Raw genomic sequence first — 21,557 nt, forward strand, 5'->3', positions numbered from 1 at the left:
CCGGGTTTTTAGTCTTTAGCGATCCTGCTTCTTCGGGCCGCGCTTTTCAAAAGGCTTGTCTTTCTTGCCTTCAAACTTCGAAGGCTTGCCGCCACTGGAATGGTCACCGGCAGGCTTGGCCTTCTTCTTCCAAGGCTTGTCGTCGCCGGCAGGGCGTCCGCCCGCATTGTCGGATTTCACGAATTTCTTCTGCGCTCTTGGTGGGCGCGTGTCTTCGCGTGCGGCACCCGTCATGTCGGGCTTGCCTTCCATTTCCTTCACGCGGATGCCTTTTTCCAGCATCATGTCCTTGCCCAGCGCGGAGGTAAAGCGGTCCACCGCATCGGCGGCCAGTTCCACATAGGTTTCCGTCTGCTGCATGCGGATGGCGCCAATGTCCTGACGCGTCAGCTTGCCGAAGCGGCACAGCATTGGGATCAGCCAGCGTGGCTCGGCATTCTGCTTGCGACCGACGGAGAGCGTAAACCAGCCGCTGTCGGAGAAGTCGGAACGGTCGCGGCGCGGCGCGTTGTTTTCCACCTGCTCGAAGCTGTCACGGCGCGGCTTGCGGGCGTCGAGCGAAACTTCTGCAATGTCTTCCGGCGCGGAACGGCCCGCATGGTAAAGGCGCACGAAGGCGGCGGCGACCTTTTCGGCACCGTGCTGCTCCAGCAGCTTGGTGACGAAATCGCGTTCGTCGTCGTTGACGTTTTCCTGCAAGGCAGCATCGGCCAAAAGGCGTTCGCCATCGCGCTCGATGATTTCTTCTGCAGATGGCGGGCGAACCCAGGCCGGGCTGACCTTGGCGCCTTCCAGCAGGCGTTCGGCCTTGCGGCGCTGGCTCATCGGCACCACGATGGCGCTGACGCCCTTCTGTCCCGCACGACCCGTACGGCCGGAACGGTGCAGCAATGTCTCGGAATTGGTCGGCAGATCGGCATGGATAACCAGCTCGAGACCCGGCAGGTCGATACCGCGTGCGGCAACGTCGGTCGCCACGCAAACGCGGGCGCGGCCATCGCGCATCGCCTGCAGCGCATGTGTACGCTCGTTCTGGCTCAACTCGCCCGAAAGCGCCACTACGGAGAAGCCGCGATTGTTCAGGCGTGCTGTCAGATGGTTGACGGCAGCGCGGGTCGAGCAGAACACGATGGCGTTGCGGGCTTCGTAAAAGCGCAGCGCATTGATGATCGCGTTTTCGCGGTCGGATGGCGAAACCATCATGGCGCGGTATTCGATGTCGACGTGCTGCTTCTGTTCGGATGTCGTTGCCACGCGCACGGCGTTCTTCTGGTAGCTTTCAGCCAGCTTCGCAATGCTGCGCGAAACCGTGGCAGAGAACATCAGCGTGCGGCGATCTGCTGGGGATTCTTCCAGAATGAATTCCAGATCTTCGCGGAAACCGAGGTCGAGCATCTCGTCGGCCTCATCCAGCACCACGGCGCGGATGGAGGAAAGGTCCAGTGCCTTGCGCTTGATGTGGTCGCAAAGACGACCCGGCGTGCCGACGATGATATGCGCACCGCGTTCCAGTGTGCGGCGCTCGGAGCGAATGTCCATGCCGCCAACGCAGGATGCGATGGAAACGCCGGTAAATTCGTAAAGCCACTCAAGCTCGCGCTTGACCTGCATGGCCAGTTCGCGGGTCGGGGCGATTGCGATACCCAGCGGCGCACCGGCTGGGCCAAAACGACCGTTCTTTTCCAGCAGTGTCGGTGCAATCGCAATGCCGAAGGCAACGGTCTTGCCAGAGCCCGTCTGGGCCGAAACCAGCGCGTCCTGTCCGTCCAGCTCAGGGGCAAGCATTGCCTTCTGAACAGGGGTCAAATCTTTATAGCCGCGTTTTTCCAACGCCTGTGCAATCGCCGGGGCGATACCCTGGGTTTCTGTCATCTACCGTCTTTCGGATATTGGGCTGCCTGCATCCGCTCGAAACCATTAGATCATAAGGGTCATAAGCAGCCGATACCGGCCATTTCGGCCATTCAGCCAGTTGAATTGACGCGCTCATACTGTGAATAGCGGCGTTTGTACAGACCAAAGCGGTACGCTCCTTTCATGAGGACACCATGTCGCGCCACGCAAACGCACCCTCAAGGCGTACCGCATGGTTCATAAACGGCATTGCGTGGACCATGCCTTTTCGCTATGAGACCCGCAACTTGAGGCTTTTCGTCAGATAAAGCCGACTGGGGTTGTGCTCTTGTCCGCCGGGTCTGGCGGCAAAATGGGATGGTACTGGTCAAAACTATGGCTCGCATTGTCATGAAATTCGGCGGCACGTCCGTCGCGAACCTCGAACGTATTCACAACGTCGCACGGCATGTGAAACGTGAAGTTGATGCAGGCCATGAAGTGGCCGTCGTCGTTTCCGCCATGTCCGGCAAAACCAATGAGCTGGTGGACTGGGTTCAGAACACGCCGAAGGTCGCAGGCGCAAGCGCCGCGTCCTTTTACGATGCGCGTGAATATGACGCCATCGTTGCCTCGGGTGAACAGGTCACATCGGGTCTTCTAGCGATTGCGCTTCAGTCGCTCGGCGTCAATGCCCGCTCCTGGCAGGGCTGGCAGATACCGATCCGCACGGACAACGCCCACGGCGCTGCCCGCATTCTGGAAATCGACGGTTCCGATATCGTTCGCCGCATGGGCGAGGGCCAAGTCGCCGTCGTTGCCGGTTTCCAAGGCCTCGGCCCAGATAACCGCATCGCCACGCTCGGTCGCGGTGGTTCGGATACGTCTGCCGTTGCCATTGCCGCTGCCGTCAAGGCAGATCGCTGCGATATCTATACAGACGTTGACGGCGTCTACACCACGGACCCGCGTATCGTGCCAAAGGCACGCCGCCTGAAGAAGGTTGCCTTCGAGGAAATGCTCGAAATGGCATCTTTGGGCGCAAAGGTTCTGCAGGTCCGCTCGGTTGAGCTTGCCATGGTGCACAAGGTCCGTACCTTCGTGCGCTCCAGTTTCGAGGATCCCGATGCACCGGGCATGGGCGACCTCATCAATCCGCCCGGTACTTTGATTTGTGACGAGGAAGAAATCGTGGAACAGGAAGTCGTAACCGGCATCGCCTATGCCAAGGATGAAGCACAAATCTCGCTGCGCCGTCTGTCGGACCGCCCGGGTGTTTCCGCTGCCATCTTTGGACCGCTGGCTGAATCCCACATCAATGTCGACATGATCGTGCAGAACATCTCCGAAGATGGTTCGCGCACCGACATGACCTTCACCGTTCCGTCGGGCGATGCGCCCAAGGCGTTGAAGGTGCTGGAAGATAACAAGGCGCAGATCGGCTTTGACGTTGTGCAGAACGAGACAGGTCTTGCCAAGGTATCCGTCATCGGCATCGGCATGCGCAGCCATGCGGGCGTGGCCGCAAGCGCTTTCAAGGCACTTGCTGAAAAAAACATCAACATCAAAGCCATCACGACATCGGAAATCAAGATTTCCATTCTTATTGATGGCGCCTATGCGGAACTTGCAGTTCGCACTTTGCATTCTGCTTACGGTCTGGATAAGAGTTGATTCTGTAACGTCGATACACGTCATCCGATTCTTTTGAGTGACGTATTGATTCGATGTTAGATCGACTGTGCATCCCTGCCTTGCGGCTTGCTGTGCAGGCGGTATAGTTTTTGATCGATCCTTTCGTGCGGGTCATATCGATCCGCGCGTGGTAGTGTCAGGGAGCACACGCGATGAGAGACCTATCAGCAGGTCCGCGCGTCCTCCTCAAGCGGCTTCGCGAAATGATGGCGGAGCATCTTGAGCCGCAGGAGCGTCTCGACCAGATTGTTCGGCAGATTGCCAGCAACATGGTCGCAGAAGTGTGTTCCGTCTACGTGCTGCGCTCCGACAGCGTTCTGGAGCTTTACGCCACCGAAGGACTCAATAAAGACGCAGTCCATCTGGCCCAGCTGAAAATGGGGCAGGGCCTTGTCGGCACCATCGCCGCATCTGCTCAACCGCTCAATCTTTCCGATGCGCAGGCGCATCCCGCTTTCCGCTATCTCCCTGAAACGGGTGAAGAAATTTATCATTCCTTCCTTGGTGTGCCGATTTTGAGATCCGGTCGCACTCTTGGCGTTCTTGTCGTTCAGAACAAGACCAGCCGAACATACCGGGAGGATGAAGTTGAAGCGCTTGAGACAACTGCGATGCTTATCGCGGAAATCGTGGCGAGCGGTGAATTGAAAAAAATCACCCGTCCCGGCGTGGAACTGGACCTGACACGGGCCGTCTCCATCGATGGCGATGCCTATGGCGAAGGCATCGGCCTTGGCCATGTCGTTCTGCATGATCCACGCATCGTCGTGACCAATCTTCTCAATGAAGATGCTGATATGGAAATCCGGCGGCTGGCCGAAGCCATTGGCTCTTTGCGCCTGTCCATCGACGACATGCTTCAGCGCCGCGATGTCGCCACCGAAGGCGAACACCGCGAAGTGCTCGAAACCTACCGCATGTTCGCCCATGACCAGGGCTGGGTGCGTCGCATGGAAGAGGCCATTCGCAACGGCCTGACGGCGGAAGCGGCGGTCGAAAAGGTCCAGAGCGATACCAAGGCGCGCATGATGCGCCTGACAGACCCCTATCTGCGTGAGCGGATGCATGATTTCGACGATCTCGCCAACCGCCTGCTGCGCCAGCTGATCGGTTATGGCGGTCGCGGGCCGGAACAGGAATTCCCGGCGGATGCCATCGTGCTGGCGCGCGCCATGGGTGCAGCTGAGTTGCTGGATTATCCGCGTGAAAAGCTCCGCGGTCTGGTGCTGGAAGATGGCGCGGTCACAAGCCACGTCGTCATCGTCGCGCGCGCCATGGGCATTCCCATCATCGGTCAGGTCGCTGGCATCGTCGCGCTCGCGGAAAACAACGACCCCATCATCATCGATGGTGATGACGGGCAGGTGCATTTGCGCCCGGTTCTCGATTTGCAGCGCGCCTATGAGGAAAAAGTCCGCCTGCGCGCCAAGCGTCAGGAACAGTTCCGCGCACTGCGCGATGTCGAACCCGTGACCAAGGATGGCCAGCGCGTCGATCTCAAGATGAATGCGGGCCTGCTGGTCGATCTGCCGCAACTGGACGAATCCGGCGCTGACGGCATCGGCCTGTTCCGCACCGAACTTCAGTTCATGATCGCCTCCAACATGCCCAAGGGCGAGGAGCAGGAAGCCTTCTACCGCAGCGTTCTGCGCAACGCGAAGGGCAAACCGGTCACCTTCCGCACGCTCGATATCGGCGGCGATAAGGTTGTGTCCTATATGCGCGGTCAAGAAGAGGAAAACCCGGCTCTCGGCTGGCGCGCCATCCGTCTGTCGCTCGACCGTCCGGGCCTGATGCGCACCCAGCTGCGCGCTTTGCTTCGTGCTGCCTCTGGTGCCGAACTGCGCATCATGCTGCCAATGATCACCGAAGTCTCGGAAATCCGCGTCGCGCGGGAACTGCTGCAAAAGGAAGTGCAGCACCTGTCGAAATTCGGCCATTCCCTGCCGCGCAAGCTGCAATTCGGCGCCATGCTCGAAGTGCCGTCCTTGATGTGGCAGCTGGATGAGCTGATGGCCGAGGTTGATTTCGTCTCTGTCGGTTCCAACGATCTGTTCCAGTTCACCATGGCTGTCGATCGCGGCAATGCCCGCGTGTCGGATCGTTTCGACAATCTCGGCAAGCCCTTCCTGCGCATCCTGCGCGATATTGTCCGCGCCGGTACGCGCAACAACACGCAGGTCACGCTGTGCGGCGAAATGGCTAGCAAACCGCTGTCGGCCATGGCGTTGATGGGGCTTGGCTTCCGCTCTATTTCCATGTCCCCAACCTCCATCGGCCCGGTCAAGGCCATGCTGCTGGGGCTGGATGTGGCCACCCTGTCGGAAGAGCTGGAAGCGGCACTTGACGATAACAAGTCGGTGGAAAGCACGCGTCAGCTGCTTTTGCGCTTTGCAGCGACCCATTCCATCCCTATTTGAAAGCCAAGAAAAATTGGAGTGCGTGACAGGTGGCGAAGCTTCCCGTCGAAAAAATGCGTGAGCTTGAGCGGCGTTTCGGTGAAATCGAAGCGCGCATGTCGGCTGGCCCTGCCGCCGATGTCTATGTGAAGCTGGCGTCGGAATATTCGGAATTGCAGCCGGTGGTCAAAACCATCCGCGAATATGAGAAGGCGCTTGCCGAAGTGGCCGATCTCGAAGCCCTTCTGGCCGACAAGTCCACGGATAAGGACATGCGCGATCTCGCCGAAGCCGAGCTTCCCGAGATGTCTGAGCGTATCGATGGGCTTGAAAAGGATATGCAAATCCTTCTTTTGCCCAAGGATGCAGCGGATGAGAAAAGCGCCATCGTCGAAATCCGCGCTGGCACCGGTGGTTCGGAAGCCGCGCTTTTCGCCGGCAATCTGTTTCGCATGTATGAGCGCTTCGCCAGCACCAAGGGCTGGAAGGTGGAAATCCTCTCGGCCAGTGAAGGCGAGGCGGGCGGCTTCAAGGAAATCATCGCCACCATCACCGGGCGCGGCGTTTTCTCCAAGCTGAAGTTTGAATCCGGCGTCCACCGCGTCCAGCGGGTGCCGGAAACCGAAGCCAGCGGTCGCATCCACACCTCGGCCGCCACTGTCGCGGTGCTGCCGGAAGCCGAAGAAATCGACATCGAAATCCGCGCCGAAGATATTCGTATCGATACGATGCGCGCGTCGGGCGCTGGCGGCCAGCACGTCAATACCACGGACTCGGCGGTGCGCATCACCCACCTGCCCACCGGCCTCATCGTTACCTCATCGGAAAAATCCCAGCACCAGAACCGCGCCAAGGCCATGCAGGTTCTGCGCTCGCGACTATATGATATCGAGCGTCAGAAGGTGGACAGCGAACGTTCCGCAGACCGCAAGAGCCAGGTCGGCTCCGGCGACCGGTCAGAGCGCATCCGCACCTATAACTTCCCGCAGGGCCGCGTCACGGACCACCGCATCAACCTCACGCTCTACAAGCTGGACCGCATGATCGAAGGCGATATCGATGAAATGGTCGATGCGCTGATTGCCGATTATCAGGCCGGTCAGTTGGCCCAGCTCGGCGAGCAGCATTGACATCGTCACCGCAAACCGTCCAGCAGCTGGTCGCGCAGATGCGCCACCGGCTCGATGCCGCAGGCGTAGCCGATCCGCTGACGGATGCGCGCCTGCTGATCGGGGAGGTCATCGGCTTTTCGCTGACCGATTTCGTGCTGAACGCCACCCGCATCGTCAGTGCCGGTGACATCGCCCGTATCGAAACCATGATTGTCCGCCGAGGAGAAGGCGAGCCGGTCCACCGCATTCTCGGCCATCGTGAATTCTACGGCCTCGATCTCATCCTCTCCCCTGGCACGCTGGAGCCTCGGCCCGATACGGAAGTGCTGGTGGATGCGCTGCTGCCACATCTGCGCGGCATCGTCGCCCGGCAGGGGCAGGCCCGCATTTTGGACATGGGCATCGGCACCGGCGCCATCTGCCTCGCGCTCTTGCATGAGTGCCCCGGCACGTCGGGCGTTGGCTCTGATATTTCCCGCGACGCCATGGAAACGGCGCGCAAGAACGCGCAGCGCCACGGCCTTGAAGATAGCTTCGAGACGGTGGAAAGCAACTGGTTTGAGCGCATTTCCGGTCGCTTCGACATAATCGTGTCGAATCCACCCTATATAAGAAGCGATGTCATCCAGACGCTGGATCGGGATGTGCGCAATTTCGATCCGATGGCGGCGCTCGATGGCGGCGAAGACGGTCTTTCTCCCTATCGTGCAATTGCCGAAAAAGCAGTGGATTTCCTTGTAGATGGCGGGTTGATCGGGCTGGAAATCGGCTATGATCAGAAGGCGGATGTCACGGGCATCTTTGTGGCGCACGGCTATAACAGTGTCGAAGCGATCAAGGATTATGGTGGCAACGACCGCGGCTTGATCTTTTGCAGATAGGTTTGATCGTTCCTATATCTGTTTTGTTCAAGGATATTTTGTAAAGCAAAAGAAAAGGCTTGGATTTCCGCAGGAAGCGGGCTAGTTTGCGGCCACATGCTGGGTGGCTGAAGGCGAATTTTAGATTCGCCATGGTATGGATCAGTCCCGAAGCGGGTTTCTTTTTGAGAACCCTGAAAGGCTGGGCATTCCCGGCATGTGAATCAGTAAACTTTGTTCGCAGGCGGCTCGATGCAGCATTTGCGCATCCGGGCATTATACGCGAGGTTTTGGTCCTTGGGTCAAGACGCGCGATGGGAGCAATTTCGGAAATCAGGACTTCGGGCGCCTCCTTCCGGATTGCATCGTAACAACGAGAATTATCAGCAAAACAGAATTCAGGTGAGCAATTGATGAGGCCAGGACAGCAAAACAAGCGCGGCCGGGGGCGTGGTAGCAACAACAATAACAATGGCGGCGGTGGCGGCAATAACAACAACAACAATTTCAACCGCAAAGGCGGTAACCCGCTAACCCGCACCTATGACAGCTCCGGCCCCGACGTCAAGATCCGTGGCACGGCCCAGCACATAGCCGAAAAATATTCGACGCTTGCGCGGGATGCTCAAAGCTCCGGCGACCGCGTCATGGCCGAAAACTATCTGCAGCACGCGGAACACTACAACCGTATCATTGCTTCTGCCCAGGCGCAGATGCAGGAGCGCTTCCAGCGCGATGATCGCGGTGAGTTCCAGCAGGAGCGCGATGGTGACGATATCGACGGCGATGACAACGACGACGTCATCGTTTCCATGCCCGGCGAACAGGATCACAACCAGCAGCGCGCCCAGCGTAATGATCAGGCCCAGCGCAATGACCAGCCTGAACGGCAGGAGCGTCAGGACAGACAGGATCGCCCAGAGCGTCAGGACCGGAACGAACGCCGGGACCGTCGCGAGCGTCCCGCCCGTCAGGAACGCCAGCCGCGCGAAGAGCAGGATGAAAACACTGTTTCGCCCGTTGCTGCCGCTCCGGTTGCCGCAGCCCCCGTCTACGACGCCAGCTCCGCTCCGCAGCCTGTCATCGAAGGCACGCCCAAGGAAGTTGCCGTAGAAGAGGAAGCGCAGGTCAGCACCGCTCCAACCGAGCGCGCCCCCCGCCGCCCCCGCAGCACCAGCCCCCGCCCCCGTCGCCCCCGCCGCGCAGCCGGCAGCGAAGATGGCGAAGCAGCAGCCGAAGGCACCGAAGGCGGCGAAGCCCCAACATTGGAAAACGCCGCCGAGTAATCTGCGTGCGCTTTTGTGAGTTGAAGAACCCTGGTCTTGCCGGGGTTTTTTCGTTTTTGTGGTGTGTGGGGGGCGTCGAGGTGCTGCGCTGCATGGTCTTTTGGCAGGTTTTGGGTGAGGGCAGGGCGCGCGACAGGCTTCTCGATTGCTCTAGTTGTAATTCAAAATCACTGTAGTTGACGTGAAAGCCAGGGCACACCGCAGCAACCCTCATCCTGAGGCGGGCGCAAAGCGCCCCTCGAAGGACGAGGGTTGCGGGCTTGGAGCAGAGTGCGCGGCGGATGCTTCGAGGGCGCTTCGCGCCACCTCAGCATGAGGGCGGAGGGTGTGGTTGCCTAGAGGCATTAACAAGCGGAGAGCATGGCACAACGGCAGCAATCCTCATCCTGAGGCGGGAGCAAAGCGACCCTCGAAGGACGGGGGTTGCGGGCAGAGTGTCCTCGACATCTCAGCTGGGTTACCTCTCCCCCTGTGGGAGAGGAAGAAAAATCATGATCTTAGCAACGCTAAGTCATAGATTTTTCAGGTGAGGGGTCTGCCACTTGCGCCGAGTGAAAACCCGCAGGCCGCAGAGCCAGCCGCTCACCCCCCTCTGTCCTGCCGGACATCTCCCCCACGGGGGGAGATTGGCAAGAGGCACGCTCACCACTCCAATAGCAGAGATCGCAGACCAGTAAATTTAAGCCCGTGCATAAGAATGGCTGCAGAAGGAGACGGGCTTGGAGCGGTGCATGCCGCCAAGCAATTCTCCAGCTAAGTTGCGGTGAAGTGAGCGATAAAAGTAGGCAGGAAGACGTGAGCCACACCCGACATCGCGTGCCGTTGATGTGGCCCAACCCCATTTGCCTTACAACTTCACCCATCCACCATTCTGCTTGGACGAAGCAATACATGCCTCAACAAAGGCCACGCCTTTAACGCCGTCATCAATGGTCGGATAAATAACCGCCTTATCCAGTTCCGTACCGTTGCGCCGTGCATCGATGGCATTGGCGGCTTCGGTGTAGATGGTGGCGAAGGCTTCGAGGTAGCCTTCCGGGTGGCCGGATGGAATGCGGCTGACGCGGGCAGCGGCTGCACCGGCACCGGCGCCGCCACGGGTGATCAGTTGTTTGGGCTCGCCAAGCTTGGTGAACCACAGATAGTTCGGGTCCGCCTGTGTCCACTCGATGCCAGCCTTGCTGCCATAGATGCGGACCTTGAGGCCGTTCTCGTTGCCCACGGCTACCTGACTGCACCATAGCAGGCCCTTGGCAGGCGCTTTGCCGTCCTTGGCTTTGAAACGCAGCATGACATGGGCGTTATCGTCCAGACGACGGCCCTCCACGAATGTATGCACATCCGCTGCCAGCTCATCGGCTTCGAGGCCGGAAATGAAGCAGCCGAGATTGTAGGCGTGTGTGCCGATATCGCCGGTCGATCCACCGGCACCGGATTGAGCCGGGTCCGTGCGCCACACCGCCTGCTTGGCACCGGTCTGCTCCACGGGTTCTGCCAGCCAGTCCTGCGGATACTCCATCTGCACGAGGCGAATGTCACCCAGCGCGCCGGTTTCCACCAGTTCACGCGCATGGCGCGCCATCGGGTAGCCGGTGTAGTTGTGGGTCAGTACGAAGAGCGCATCGGCCTTGTCGGCCACGGCCTTCAGCTTTTTGGCGTCTTCCAGATTGGAGGTCAGTGGCTTATCGCAAATCACATGGATGCCACGCTCCAGAAAGGCCTTCGCCGCCGGATAGTGCACATGGTTGGGCGTGACGATGGCGACGGCTTCGATGCCATCTTCGCGTGCCGCTTCCTTTTCTGCCATCTCCTCGAAGGAGCCGTAGCAGCGGTCTTCATCCAGCCCCAGTTCCAGGCCCGACGCCTTGGACTTTTCCGGGGTGGAGGACAGAGCGCCTGCGACCAACTCGAAGCGATTGTCCAGACGTGCCGCCATGCGGTGCACGCCACCGATGAAGGCACCTGCGCCGCCACCCACCATGCCAAGGCGAATCCGTTTGTTCGCCTTGTCGGTCGTCTTTCCTTCAATAGCCATGAAATATCCTCGAAAACTCTTTTAAAGACCCAGCATGCGGCGGTTAGCTGCATCATCCGTGCCGCTGGAAGCGAAGTCGTCAAACGCCTTTTCCGTAACGCGGATGATGTGCGCCTTGACGAATTCAGAACCTTCGGCAGCGCCGTCTTCCGGGTGCTTCAGCGCGCATTCCCACTCAACCACGGCCCAGCCGTCAAAATCATTGGCGGCCATTTTCGAGAAGACTGCGCCGAAATCCACTTGGCCGTCGCCCAGCGACCGGAAACGACCGGCACGTTCGACCCAACCCTGATAACCGCCGTAAACGCCCTGACGACCGGTCGGGTTGAACTCGGCATCCTTGACGTGGAACATCTTGATGCGGTCTTTATAGATGTCGATATTGTCGAGATAATCCAGGCATTGCAGAACGTAATGCGATGGATCGTAGAGCATGTTGGCGCGTTTGTGGTTCTTCACCCGCTCCAGGAACATCTCGAAGGTCACACCATCATGCAGGTCTTCGCCGGGGTGAATTTCGTAGCAGACGTCAACGCCCTGCTCATCGGCATAATCGAGGATTGGTGTCCATCGCTTGGCCAGCTCATCGAATGCGGCTTCTACCAGACCAGCGGGGCGCTGCGGCCATGGGTAAATGAAGGGCCAGGCCAACGCACCGGAGAATGTCGCATGGGCGTTGATGCCCAGATTGCGCGATGCCTTCAGCGCAAGCTTTACCTGCTCAACGGCCCATGCCTGACGTGCCTTGGGGTTGCCGCGCACTTCGGGTGCTGCAAAACCATCGAAGGCTTCATCATAGGCTGGATGCACTGCTACCAATTGGCCTTGCAAGTGAGTGGAAAGCTCGGTGACCTCAACGCCGTTCTGGCGTGCGACACCGGCAAATTCGTCGCAATAATCCTTGGATTCCGCTGCTTTTTTCAGGTCGATCAACTGTCCGGCCCAGGTTGGCACCTGTACGCCCAGATAACCCTTTTCAGCGGCCCACTTGGTAATGCCATCCCACGTATTGAACGGCGCAGCATCACCCGCAAACTGACCGAGAAAAAGCCCCGGTCCCTTGATTGTCTTCATGAATTATTCCTCCTGCATCGATACAGTTGAACGGTTCCAGCCTCCGCCCGTCAACGGCACACAAGCTAACCGCTCGTAAATTTCGTGCAACCCTCAATCATCACTGAGGCATGATAATTTGCATCTTCACCTCGCCCGCAGGTGCGGAAGCGGCGATATCGAACGCCTTGATGCTGTCTTCGAATTCGAAGGTGCGCGTGATCAGCGGCGCGACATCGATAGCGCCGGAGGCCAGCATGTCCACGCAGCGGCCAAACACATTGGCGTAGCGAAAAACATGCTCGACGCGCGCCTCGCGAATTTGCGCGGCCACCACGTCATAGGCCACAAGCTTGGTCGGCATGCCCACGAAGACCACCGTGCCAGCAGGCCGCAGCGGTTCGAACACATGGGTAATGGCCGCTTCCGCACCGGAGCATTCGAAAATCACATCCGCGCCCCAACCGGCTGTTGATTTCAAAACCTGCTCGGCCAGATTATGCTCGCGGACATTGACGGTTTCGACTGGCCCAAGACCACGCGCCATGTCTAGCTTCACCGGATCGACATCCGAGACGATAACGCGGGCGCAACCGGCGGCCAGCGCTGCCAGCACGGTAACAAGGCCGATGGGACCGGCACCGATAACGACGGCGATATCGCCCGGCTTGACCTTGGCCTGCGTTGCCGCCTGCACGCCAACGGCCAGCGGCTCCACCATGGCGCCCGCTGCAAACGACACATTATCCGGAAGCTTGAACGTATAGGCAGCGGGGTGAACGACCGAAGCCCGCAGCACGCCATGGATCGGCGGCGTCGCCCAGAACCGAACGGCTGGGTCGAGATTGTAATGGCCGGTGCGGCTTGCGCGGCTGATCGGGTCCGGGATGCCCGGCTCCATGCATACGCGATCACCCACGGAAAGCGTCGTTACCTGCGAACCAACCTCCGTCACAGTGCCGGATGCCTCGTGCCCGAGAATCATCGGCTCGCGCACCACGAAATTGCCGATAGCGCCGTGGGTGTAATAGTGCACGTCGCTGCCGCAAATACCCACGGTGTGGATGGCGATGCGCACGTCGTGAGGGCCGACTTGCTCCTCCAGCGGAAATGAACGCAGGGACAGCTTGCCCATTTCTTCCAGCACAAGTGCGCGCTCTTCGCCCGATTTTCCCTGAGACTGCATTCTGTCCTCCTCGACTCTCAAACTGCATGTTGCGGATAACAAAATCGCGAAGAACCCGAATAAGCAAGGTCTAAAAGAAACTTTTCAAGGGTGAACCTGTTTGCTCTCGAGGACACACCCAGAGGAGACCGACACATGTTAATGACAAGACGCGCCATCATGGCGGCAACCGCCGCAACGGCGGCAGCATCCGCCCTTTCCGCGCCTTCCATTGCCCAGGCCGCATTGCCGCTGAAGCAGCCCGCGCTGCCCTTTGCCGAAGATGCGCTTGCACCGCACATTTCCGCCAAAACAGTCGCCCTGCATTACGGCAAGCACCACAAGGCCTATTTCGACAAGCTGAATACGCTGGCCAAAGGCACGCCCTACGCAGACATGGAGTTGGAGGCGATCGTCAAAGCCTCCGCTGGCAAAACCGCGGACAAGAAGATTTTCAACAACGCAGCACAGGCTTGGAACCATGTCGTCTACTGGGAGCAATTTAAGCCCGGCGGCCCGAACAGGCCGGATGGCAAGGCCGCAGAGGAGCTGAACGCCGCATTTGGTGACTACGACAAGTTCATCGAAAAAGCCGTTGCCACATCCGACGAAGTCTTCGGAACAGGCTGGGTATGGCTGACCCGCGATGACCAGAACAGGCTCGCGCTTGTCGGTTATGAAGATGCCAATAACCCGGTTGCCGTCAGCAGGCCCGCCTATCTCGGCATCGACATCTGGGAACACGCCTATTACGTCGATTACGAAAACCGCAAGCCGGAGCATATCAAAAAGGTGCTTGAAAATCTCGTCAACTGGCGGGTCGTCGGCGACAAGATAACCCAGGCTTAACGCCTGTCATATGGTCTTCACGTTGAAAGCGCTCTGATGGTTCAGGGCGCTTTCATTCGTTTGGTGCAGGTGTTTCTGACAAAAACACAGTGGTTATTTCCTGTTTTCGAAACAAAGATTCTAATCCATACGCCTAAATTAGTATCAAAATCGCGGGAAGTTGAACATTTGGTCAAAAATGACTTGAATCGTTTCGGTTGCCCGCTTGAGTATGTGCAAAGTTTCTTATAACCACGTTGCATCGGTAGTCGCGGAATAAGCGAGCCGGATACAAAAATTGGGAGCTCAATTATGAGATACAAACTTGGCCTAATCGCTGCAGCCTTGCTTTCGGCGACGTGCTTTGCACCTGCCGCTGCAAGCGCAAAAACCTTCGTATATTGCTCTGAAGGTTCGCCGGAAGGTTTCGACCCCGGTCTCTACACCGCCGGCACCACTTTCGATGCCGCTGCCCACACCGTTTACAGCCGCCTTCTGGAATTCGAACCCGGCACCACCAAGCCAGTTGCTGGCCTGGCCGAAAGCTGGGACGTGACCGAGAACGGTACCGTCTACACCTTCAAGCTGCGCAAGGGCGTGAAGTTCCAGACCACAGATTTCTTCACGCCAACGCGTGAATTGAACGCCGACGACGTCGTTTTCTCCATTGAGCGCCAGATCAAGACCGACAACCCATGGCACCAGTATGTGCCGGGCACATCCTGGGAATATGCTGAAGGCATGGGCTTCCCCAAGCTGATCAAGTCCGTCGAAAAGGTCGACGACATGACGGTCAAGTTTACGCTGAACCGTCCTGAAGCGCCGTTCCTTGCCAACCTTGCCATGCCGTTCGCTTCCATCGTTTCGAAGGAATACACGGACAAGCTGGCTGCTGATGGCAAGCAGGCACAGTTGAACCAGATGCCAGTCGGCACCGGCCCGTTCGCCTTCGTCGCCTACCAGCAGGATGCCGTCATCCGCTACAAGGCCAACAAGGACTATTGGGGCGGCGCACCGAAGATCGACGATCTCGTTTTCGCCATCACCACCGATGCCGCCGTTCGTTTCCAGAAGCTCAAGGCTGGCGAATGCCACCTGATGCCTTACCCGAACGCAGCTGACGTTGCCTCCATGAAGAAAGACCCGACCCTGACGGTTATGGAGCAGGAAGGCCTCAACGTTGCCTACCTCGCCTACAACACCACGCAGGCTCCTTTCGACAAGCCGGAAGTCCGCAAGGCGCTGAACAAGGCCATCAACAAGAAGGCCATCGTTGACGCCGTGTTCCAGGGCATGGCAACACCTGCGAAGAACCCGCTGCCGCCAACCATGTGGTCTTACAACGACAAGGTTGAAGACGACACCTACGATCTGGAAGCAGCCAAGAAGATGCTGACAGACGCTGGCGTCAAGGACCTTTCGATGAAGGTCTGGGCAATGCCGGTTTCGCGTCCTTACATGCTCAACGCCCGCCGCGCTGCCGAAGTCATCCAGGACGACTTCGCCAAGATCGGCGTGAAGGTTGAGATCGTTTCCTACGAATGGGCTGAATATCTCGACCGTTCGAAGGCAAAGGACCGTGACGGCGCCGTGTTCCTCGGCTGGACCGGTGACAATGGTGATCCGGACAACTTCCTTGACACGCTGCTTGGTTGCGATGCCGTTGGCGGCAACAACCGCGCTCAGTGGTGCGATAAGGACTTCGACGCTCTCGTGAAGAAGGCCAAGATCACCACCGATCAGGCAGAACGCACCAAGCTTTACGAAGAGGCGCAGGTCGTCTTCAAGAAGCAGGCACCTTGGGCCACCATCGACCACTCCCTGTCCGTCGTTCCGATGCGCAAGGAAGTCACTGGCTTCGTCCAGAGCCCGCTGGGTGACTTCACGTTCGAAAACGTGGATATCGCCGAGTAACATTCGACGCATCTGCAAATGCCGCGTGTCTTGTCTCAAGGCGCGCGGCACTTGCGTTCTGAAGCACCCCTAAACAACAAAGAAGCAGACCGAAAAGGTCGCTACTGCCAGCGCATAGGTTCCAGGCGGAACAGATCGAAGGTTTTTCATGATTGGCTTTCTCGTGCGGCGCATTGCCGTGCTCATCCCGACTTTCATCGGGGTTTCCATTATCGCGTTCATGTTCATCCGGCTCCTGCCGGGCGATCCCGTCGCATTGCTGTCGGGTGAACGCGTCATGTCGCCGGAGCGGCATGCGCAGATCAGCGCCGCCCTTGGCATGGACCGGCCCATGGTCGTCCAGTATCTGGATTATCTGAAGGGCATCCTGTCGGGTGATTTCGGAACGTCCATCGTTTCCAAGTCGCCGATCATCGACCAGTTTTTTGCGCTGTTTCCAGCAACTGTCGAGCTGTCCTTGTGCGCCATCATCCTTGCCATCGTCATCGGCGTTCCTGCAGGCGTGATCGCAGCCATCAAGCGCGGCTCTTTCTTCGATCAGACCATGATGGGCGTTTCGCTCGTCGGCTACTCCATGCCGATTTTCTGGTGGGGACCGCTGCTCATCATCCTGTTTGCGGGCATTCTGCAATGGACGCCGGTATCGGGTCGCATTTCGCTGATGTTCTTCTTCCCGCCCGTTACCGGCTTCATGCTGATCGACTCGTTGCTGTCGGGCCAGAAGGGCGCTTTTGCCTCTGCCGTCAGCCACCTGATCCTGCCGTCCATCGTGCTGGCAACCATTCCGCTTGCCGTTATTGCGCGCCAGACGCGCTCGGCCATGCTGGAGGTTCTGTCGGATGACTACATCCGCACCGCCCGTGCCAAGGGCCTGTCACCCTTCCGCGTGGTCGGGCTGCACGCTTTGCGCAACGCGCTGATCCCGGTCATCACGACGATCGGTCTTCAGATCGGCGTCATGCTGGCGGGTGCTATCCTGACCGAGACGATCTTCTCTTGGCCGGGCATCGGCAAGTGGATGGTCGATAGCGTCTTCCGCCGCGATTATCCCGTGATTCAAGGTGGCTTGCTGCTGATCGCCGGCATCATCATGTTCGTCAATCTGATTGTCGACGTGCTCTACGGCCTGATCAATCCGCGCATCCGCCACTAAGAGGTGACTTTTCCTATGGCTGAAACCACTCAGAGCCAGCCGGTCAGCAGCGCGGCGATGCGCCGCCAGATGCTGTCCGAATTCTGGCATTACTTTTCCGAAAACCGCGGCGCCGTCATCGGCCTCTATGTTTTCGCCATCATCGTCTTCGTGGCCGTGTTTGCGTCGTTCATCGCGCCGCATTCGCCGTTCCAGCAGTACCGCGAGACCATCCTCCTGCCGCCCGCATGGTTGCAAGGCGGTAACTGGAGCTTCCCGCTCGGCACCGATCCGCTGGGTCGCGATATCCTGTCGCGCCTGATCCACGGTGCGCAATATTCGCTGTTCATCGGCGTCTTCGTGACCACGCTGTCCCTGTCCACCGGCATCATCATCGGCGTTATCGCCGGTTATTATCGCGGCTGGTTGGACACCGTCATCATGCGGTTGATGGACATCATCCTCGCCTTCCCGTCGCTGCTTCTTGCGCTGGTTCTGGTCGCTATTCTCGGCCCCGGCCTCACCAACGGCATGATCGCCATCGCGCTTGTTCTTCAGCCGCATTTCGTGCGCCTGACGCGCGCCGCCGTGATGACGGAAAAGGAGCGCGATTACGTTACCGCCGCACGTCTGGCCGGTGCCGGACCGCTGCGCCTGATGTTCAAGACCATTCTGCCCAACTGCATGGGCCCGCTCATCGTGCAGGCCACGCTGTCGTTCTCGAACGCTATTCTTGATGCAGCCGCCCTTGGCTTCCTCGGTATGGGCGCACAGCCGCCAGCGCCCGAATGGGGCACCATGCTTGCCGAAGCGCGCGAATTCATTCTGCGCGCCTGGTGGGTCGTCACCTTCCCCGGCCTTGCCATTCTCATCACCGTTCTCGCCATCAATCTAGTGGGCGATGGTCTGCGAGATGCGCTTGACCCGAAACTGAAGAGGTCCTGACATGGCACTTCTGCAAGTCGATAATCTGACCGTCGAGTTCGAAACCGCCAGTGGCTGGTTCCGTGCCGTGGACGGCATTTCCGTGTCCGTCGAAAAGGGCGAGGTTCTCGCCATCGTCGGAGAATCCGGCTCCGGTAAATCGGTCTCGATGCTCGCCGTCATGGGCCTTCTGCCCTGGACGGCAAAGATCACCGCCGACCGCATGCTGTTTGAAGGCAAGGATATCCAGAAGATCAGCGCGTCAGAACGCCGCAAGCTGATCGGCAAGGATATCGCCATGATCTTCCAGGAGCCGGTGGCAAGCCTCAACCCGTGCTTCACCGTTGGCTTCCAGATCGAGGAAGTCCTGCGCATCCACATGGGTCTGGATAAAAAGGCCCGCCATGCGCGCGCCATCGAGTTGTTCAAGCTCGTCGGTCTGCCAGACCCGGAAGAGCGCCTGAAGCACTTCCCGCACCAGATGTCTGGTGGCCAATGCCAGCGCGTGATGATCGCGATTGCCATCGCCTGCAATCCGAAACTCCTCATCGCCGATGAGCCGACCACTGCGCTCGACGTGACGATCCAGAAGCAGATCCTCGATCTCCTGATGAAGCTTCAGGCCGAAAACGGCATGGGCCTCATCATGATCACCCATGACATGGGTGTGGTGGCTGAAACGGCTGACCGCGTGGTGGTGCAGTATAAGGGCAAGAAGATGGAGGAAGCCGATGTGCTGTCTCTGTTTGAAAACCCCAAGAGCAATTACACCAAGGCGCTTCTGGCTGCCCTTCCTGAAAATGCGACGGGTGATCGCCTGACCACCGTTTCGCAATTCTTCGATGGTACGCCGACACCGGCCCCGACATCTGCGGGAGAAACAGCATGACCGACAAAAATACCATGCTCGAAATCCGCAATATGAAGCGCGATTATCACCTGCCGGGTGGCTTCATGAAGCCAGCCAAGACCGTCCACGCGGTCAAGGGCGTGTCCTTCGCGTTGGAAACCGGCAAGACGCTCGCCATCGTCGGCGAAAGCGGCTGCGGCAAGTCCACGCTCGCCCGCATGCTGACCTTCATCGATGAGCCGACCTCCGGCGATCTCTTGATCGACGGCCAGAAGGTCGATACGCGTCCGGGTCATCTGACCGCCGAAATGCGCCAGAAGGTGCAGATCGTGTTCCAGAACCCCTATGGCTCCCTCAACCCGCGCCAGAAGATCGGTGACGTTCTGGGCGAACCGCTGCTCATCAATACCAATATGTCCGCCGCCGAGCGTCGCGAAAAGGCAAACGACATGCTGGTGCGTGTGGGTCTGGGGCCGGAACACTACAATCGCTACCCGCACATGTTCTCCGGCGGCCAGCGCCAGCGTATCGCCATTGCGCGCGCGCTGATGCTGAACCCGAATCTGCTGGTGCTGGACGAACCGGTCTCCGCACTCGACCTTTCGGTTCAGGCGCAGGTGCTGAACCTACTCGCCGACCTGCAGGACGAGTTTGGCCTGACCTATGTCTTCATCTCCCACGACCTGTCCGTCGTGAAATACATCGCGGATGAAGTCATGGTGATGTATTTCGGCGAGGCCGTGGAATACGGCACCCGCGACGAGGTCTTCTCCGACCCCAAGCACAGCTATACCCGCACTCTCTTCGCCGCCACCCCCAAAGCCGACGTGGACTCCATCCGCGCCCGCGTGGAAGCAAAGAAGCTGGCAAAAGCCGGTTGAGATGGAAAAGGAAAAGCCCGGATATGATCCGGGCTTTTTTGTTGGGCGGGTTGTTAGCGTTGGCTTGGGAGTAAGATCGCAGACACGCCCATCAATTCGATGAAACTCTCTAAATCACTGGATAGAGCGACCAGAAGAACAGCTCGTGTTCCTGATCGCGATCGTGCTGTTCAGAGTCGTCCTTGACCTTCGACTCTGATGGGGAACCGCTGTCGCGTTTCAGTTTTTCTTCCTGGGCCTTGCGACCAAGACCGAACAGATCGAATGAAAGCATATTGAAGCCAGCAACCATTTTTCGTTCCTCTTCGTCACAATCTTTAACAAGGTGTAAAGTTTTGCGCGTTGCCACGATTTCGTCAAGATTGCCTAGCGAATTAGTCTGTTACAGCTGTGGACGAGTTTAGAAGATTCATTTCTAAAAACCGCTAATATACGAAGCTTCATTTCTACATTGAAAAACAGTGCGTTCAAGCGAAGCGGCTTGAACGGTAGATTTCGGTTGCGGTTTTGAGCGCTTTGTCGAGGTTGGTGCGGTGTCCATGCGCCTCTAGCGCCTGAGAAAATGCGGTGAGATTTGCCAGAACCGCCTCTTCCGTTGCGCGCCTGCCGGTATGGTTCAGCCGCACGAGACGTTCCGTGCCGGGGCCAACGCCTGCCGTCAAATCCGCACCAGCGATGTTTCGGCGGGAGAGGAATGTGTCGCGGTTTATGTCGGGCGGCAGGATGGCGGTTGTAACCAGTGCGGATGCCGATGTGGCCGGTGTCCATAAAGTGGCGCCGAGCGTTTCCAGCCCGGCGCGGGTTGCGTCTCTGGCAAGGCGGTGGCGTTTCTGAACCGCCTCGATGCCTTCCGCCTCGATCCGGTCCAGAGCGGCTTGCAGGGCGAAGAGTTCCAGCGGGGCTGGGGTGCCTGGCAGTGTGGGCCGTCCGAGATCGAGCCATTGCTCCTTCTGATCGAGAAGAGAGAGCATGGAGGTCCGGGGAGCCTTATCGTGCTGCAACAGGCCCCACGCCTTTGGGCTGACGGAGAGAGCGGAAATACCCGCTGGGCCAGCAAGCGATTTCTGTGGGCCGATGACGGCAATGTCGATGCCGAGGCGATCCACATTCAGCGCATGGCCGCCGATGGATGCGACCGCATCAACGACCGTGACAATGCCGCGCTGTTTGGCAAGCGCGACGATATCTTCCAGCGGGTTGAGAATGCCGCTGGCGGATTCCGCGTGGACGAGGGACAAGAGAGTGACGCCGGGATAGCCATCGATGGCGGTTTTAACAGCCTCGACGGCGATGGGGCGGGCGGGTTCGGCGGTGAGATTATGGACCGCTGCGCCACCGCGTTCCAGCCATTGCCCGAACCATGTCCCATAGGGGCTGGTCACGATGTTGAGCGCGGTGACGCCGGGATGCGCGAGGCTGGTCGCTACCGCCTCCAATGCCAGAACGGCCTCCGCCTGAATCAGTAACACATCGTTTTTCGTGCCCATGAGCTTGCCCAGACGGTCGGCGAGGATGGCGTATCGCTCTGCCGGGAAAGAGGGAATGTTGAGCAGATGGCTCCAGTCACGGTTGGGCATGGCGGTCTCCTTG

The 21,557-nt window shown here is 58.8% G+C and carries 17 protein-coding genes; 11 read left to right on the top strand and 6 right to left on the bottom strand.

Annotated features, from left to right (window positions below; genetic code table 11):
• Positions 1–15 precede the first annotated feature (15 nt).
• Positions 16–1,872 carry a DEAD/DEAH box helicase gene (locus tag AC27VJ_RS15295; RefSeq protein WP_488684743.1) on the bottom strand — a complete coding sequence of 619 codons (1,857 nt, stop codon included), beginning with the start codon at positions 1,870–1,872 and terminating at the stop codon, positions 16–18.
• A gap of 357 nt (positions 1,873–2,229) precedes the next feature.
• Between AC27VJ_RS15295 and AC27VJ_RS15300 the strand changes: the two genes are divergently transcribed.
• The 5 genes from AC27VJ_RS15300 to AC27VJ_RS15320 all read left to right on the top strand — a co-directional run bounded on the left by AC27VJ_RS15300 (position 2,230) and on the right by AC27VJ_RS15320 (position 9,185).
• Positions 2,230–3,507, top strand: coding sequence for an aspartate kinase (locus tag AC27VJ_RS15300; protein ID WP_113088430.1), 1,278 nt, complete (start codon positions 2,230–2,232; stop codon positions 3,505–3,507).
• A gap of 173 nt (positions 3,508–3,680) precedes the next feature.
• Complete coding sequence (gene ptsP / locus AC27VJ_RS15305) at positions 3,681–5,948, top strand: phosphoenolpyruvate--protein phosphotransferase (RefSeq protein ID WP_113088418.1); 2,268 nt, start codon at positions 3,681–3,683, stop codon at positions 5,946–5,948.
• 29 nt (positions 5,949–5,977) lie between these two features.
• Positions 5,978–7,057: a peptide chain release factor 1 gene (prfA, locus tag AC27VJ_RS15310; protein ID WP_353576708.1), complete on the top strand. Its 1,080-nt coding sequence runs from the start codon at positions 5,978–5,980 to the stop codon at positions 7,055–7,057.
• A gap of 38 nt (positions 7,058–7,095) precedes the next feature.
• A complete protein-coding gene (gene prmC / locus AC27VJ_RS15315) occupies positions 7,096–7,920 on the top strand; it encodes a peptide chain release factor N(5)-glutamine methyltransferase (RefSeq protein ID WP_488684991.1) in 825 nt (274 codons plus the stop codon).
• Positions 7,921–8,312: 392 nt separating this feature from the next.
• Complete coding sequence (locus AC27VJ_RS15320; protein WP_488684744.1) at positions 8,313–9,185, top strand: DUF4167 domain-containing protein; 873 nt, start codon at positions 8,313–8,315, stop codon at positions 9,183–9,185.
• Between the two features lie 847 nt (positions 9,186–10,032).
• Here AC27VJ_RS15320 and AC27VJ_RS15325 read toward each other — a convergent pair.
• From AC27VJ_RS15325 to AC27VJ_RS15335, 3 genes are all read right to left on the bottom strand, one after another.
• Entirely contained in the window at positions 10,033–11,220 is a 1,188-nt protein-coding gene (locus tag AC27VJ_RS15325) for a Gfo/Idh/MocA family protein (RefSeq protein WP_488684745.1), read from the bottom strand.
• Between the two features lie 21 nt (positions 11,221–11,241).
• Positions 11,242–12,294, bottom strand: coding sequence for a sugar phosphate isomerase/epimerase family protein (locus AC27VJ_RS15330; RefSeq protein WP_113090039.1), 1,053 nt, complete (start codon positions 12,292–12,294; stop codon positions 11,242–11,244).
• A 100-nt stretch (positions 12,295–12,394) separates the two neighbouring features.
• Positions 12,395–13,459 (bottom strand): NAD(P)-dependent alcohol dehydrogenase, encoded by a 1,065-nt coding sequence (locus tag AC27VJ_RS15335; RefSeq protein WP_488684746.1) that lies wholly within the window; start codon positions 13,457–13,459, stop codon positions 12,395–12,397.
• Positions 13,460–13,594: 135 nt separating this feature from the next.
• Between AC27VJ_RS15335 and AC27VJ_RS15340 the strand changes: the two genes are divergently transcribed.
• The 6 genes from AC27VJ_RS15340 (at position 13,595) to AC27VJ_RS15365 (ending at position 19,967) form a co-directional block, all read left to right on the top strand.
• Positions 13,595–14,287, top strand: a complete 693-nt coding sequence (locus AC27VJ_RS15340; RefSeq protein WP_488684747.1) for a superoxide dismutase — start codon at positions 13,595–13,597, stop codon at positions 14,285–14,287.
• A gap of 291 nt (positions 14,288–14,578) precedes the next feature.
• Positions 14,579–16,180, top strand: a complete 1,602-nt coding sequence (locus AC27VJ_RS15345; RefSeq protein WP_113090036.1) for an ABC transporter substrate-binding protein — start codon at positions 14,579–14,581, stop codon at positions 16,178–16,180.
• 148 nt (positions 16,181–16,328) lie between these two features.
• Positions 16,329–17,333, top strand: coding sequence for an ABC transporter permease subunit (locus AC27VJ_RS15350; RefSeq protein WP_113090035.1), 1,005 nt, complete (start codon positions 16,329–16,331; stop codon positions 17,331–17,333).
• A 15-nt stretch (positions 17,334–17,348) separates the two neighbouring features.
• Positions 17,349–18,257 carry an ABC transporter permease subunit gene (locus AC27VJ_RS15355; protein WP_113090034.1) on the top strand — a complete coding sequence of 303 codons (909 nt, stop codon included), beginning with the start codon at positions 17,349–17,351 and terminating at the stop codon, positions 18,255–18,257.
• 1 nt (position 18,258) lies between these two features.
• A complete protein-coding gene (locus tag AC27VJ_RS15360; protein ID WP_113090033.1) occupies positions 18,259–19,125 on the top strand; it encodes an ABC transporter ATP-binding protein in 867 nt (288 codons plus the stop codon).
• Positions 19,122–19,967, top strand: a complete 846-nt coding sequence (locus tag AC27VJ_RS15365; protein WP_488684748.1) for a dipeptide ABC transporter ATP-binding protein — start codon at positions 19,122–19,124, stop codon at positions 19,965–19,967. Before AC27VJ_RS15360 ends, AC27VJ_RS15365 begins: the two co-directional genes overlap by 4 nt.
• A 109-nt stretch (positions 19,968–20,076) precedes the next feature.
• Here the strand turns inward: AC27VJ_RS15365 and AC27VJ_RS15370 are convergent, their stop codons facing one another.
• Together AC27VJ_RS15370 and AC27VJ_RS15375 are read right to left on the bottom strand one after the other, a co-directional pair.
• Complete coding sequence (locus tag AC27VJ_RS15370) at positions 20,077–20,259, bottom strand: hypothetical protein (protein WP_113090031.1); 183 nt, start codon at positions 20,257–20,259, stop codon at positions 20,077–20,079.
• Positions 20,260–20,434: 175 nt separating this feature from the next.
• Positions 20,435–21,544, bottom strand: coding sequence for a pyridoxal-phosphate-dependent aminotransferase family protein (locus AC27VJ_RS15375; protein WP_488684750.1), 1,110 nt, complete (start codon positions 21,542–21,544; stop codon positions 20,435–20,437).
• Positions 21,545–21,557: the final 13 nt, after the last annotated feature.

This window comes from Agrobacterium sp. 20P9.1.2, from assembly GCF_057799395.1.

Bases quoted from the DNA above. Each gene is read 5' to 3' on its own strand.
- AC27VJ_RS15295 (WP_488684743.1), bottom strand. From the start codon at position 1,872: ATGACAGAAACCCAGGGTATCGCCCCGGCGATTGCACAGGCGTTGGAA.
- AC27VJ_RS15300 (WP_113088430.1), top strand. From the start codon at position 2,230: ATGGCTCGCATTGTCATGAAATTCGGCGGCACGTCCGTCGCGAACCTC.
- ptsP (WP_113088418.1), top strand. From the start codon at position 3,681: ATGAGAGACCTATCAGCAGGTCCGCGCGTCCTCCTCAAGCGGCTTCGC.
- prmC (WP_488684991.1), top strand. From the start codon at position 7,096: ATGCGCCACCGGCTCGATGCCGCAGGCGTAGCCGATCCGCTGACGGAT.
- AC27VJ_RS15320 (WP_488684744.1), top strand. From the start codon at position 8,313: ATGAGGCCAGGACAGCAAAACAAGCGCGGCCGGGGGCGTGGTAGCAAC.
- AC27VJ_RS15325 (WP_488684745.1), bottom strand. From the start codon at position 11,220: ATGGCTATTGAAGGAAAGACGACCGACAAGGCGAACAAACGGATTCGC.
- AC27VJ_RS15330 (WP_113090039.1), bottom strand. From the start codon at position 12,294: ATGAAGACAATCAAGGGACCGGGGCTTTTTCTCGGTCAGTTTGCGGGT.
- AC27VJ_RS15335 (WP_488684746.1), bottom strand. From the start codon at position 13,459: ATGCAGTCTCAGGGAAAATCGGGCGAAGAGCGCGCACTTGTGCTGGAA.
- AC27VJ_RS15340 (WP_488684747.1), top strand. From the start codon at position 13,595: ATGTTAATGACAAGACGCGCCATCATGGCGGCAACCGCCGCAACGGCG.
- AC27VJ_RS15345 (WP_113090036.1), top strand. From the start codon at position 14,579: ATGAGATACAAACTTGGCCTAATCGCTGCAGCCTTGCTTTCGGCGACG.
- AC27VJ_RS15350 (WP_113090035.1), top strand. From the start codon at position 16,329: ATGATTGGCTTTCTCGTGCGGCGCATTGCCGTGCTCATCCCGACTTTC.
- AC27VJ_RS15355 (WP_113090034.1), top strand. From the start codon at position 17,349: ATGGCTGAAACCACTCAGAGCCAGCCGGTCAGCAGCGCGGCGATGCGC.
- AC27VJ_RS15360 (WP_113090033.1), top strand. From the start codon at position 18,259: ATGGCACTTCTGCAAGTCGATAATCTGACCGTCGAGTTCGAAACCGCC.
- AC27VJ_RS15365 (WP_488684748.1), top strand. From the start codon at position 19,122: ATGACCGACAAAAATACCATGCTCGAAATCCGCAATATGAAGCGCGAT.
- AC27VJ_RS15370 (WP_113090031.1), bottom strand. From the start codon at position 20,259: ATGGTTGCTGGCTTCAATATGCTTTCATTCGATCTGTTCGGTCTTGGT.
- AC27VJ_RS15375 (WP_488684750.1), bottom strand. From the start codon at position 21,544: ATGCCCAACCGTGACTGGAGCCATCTGCTCAACATTCCCTCTTTCCCG.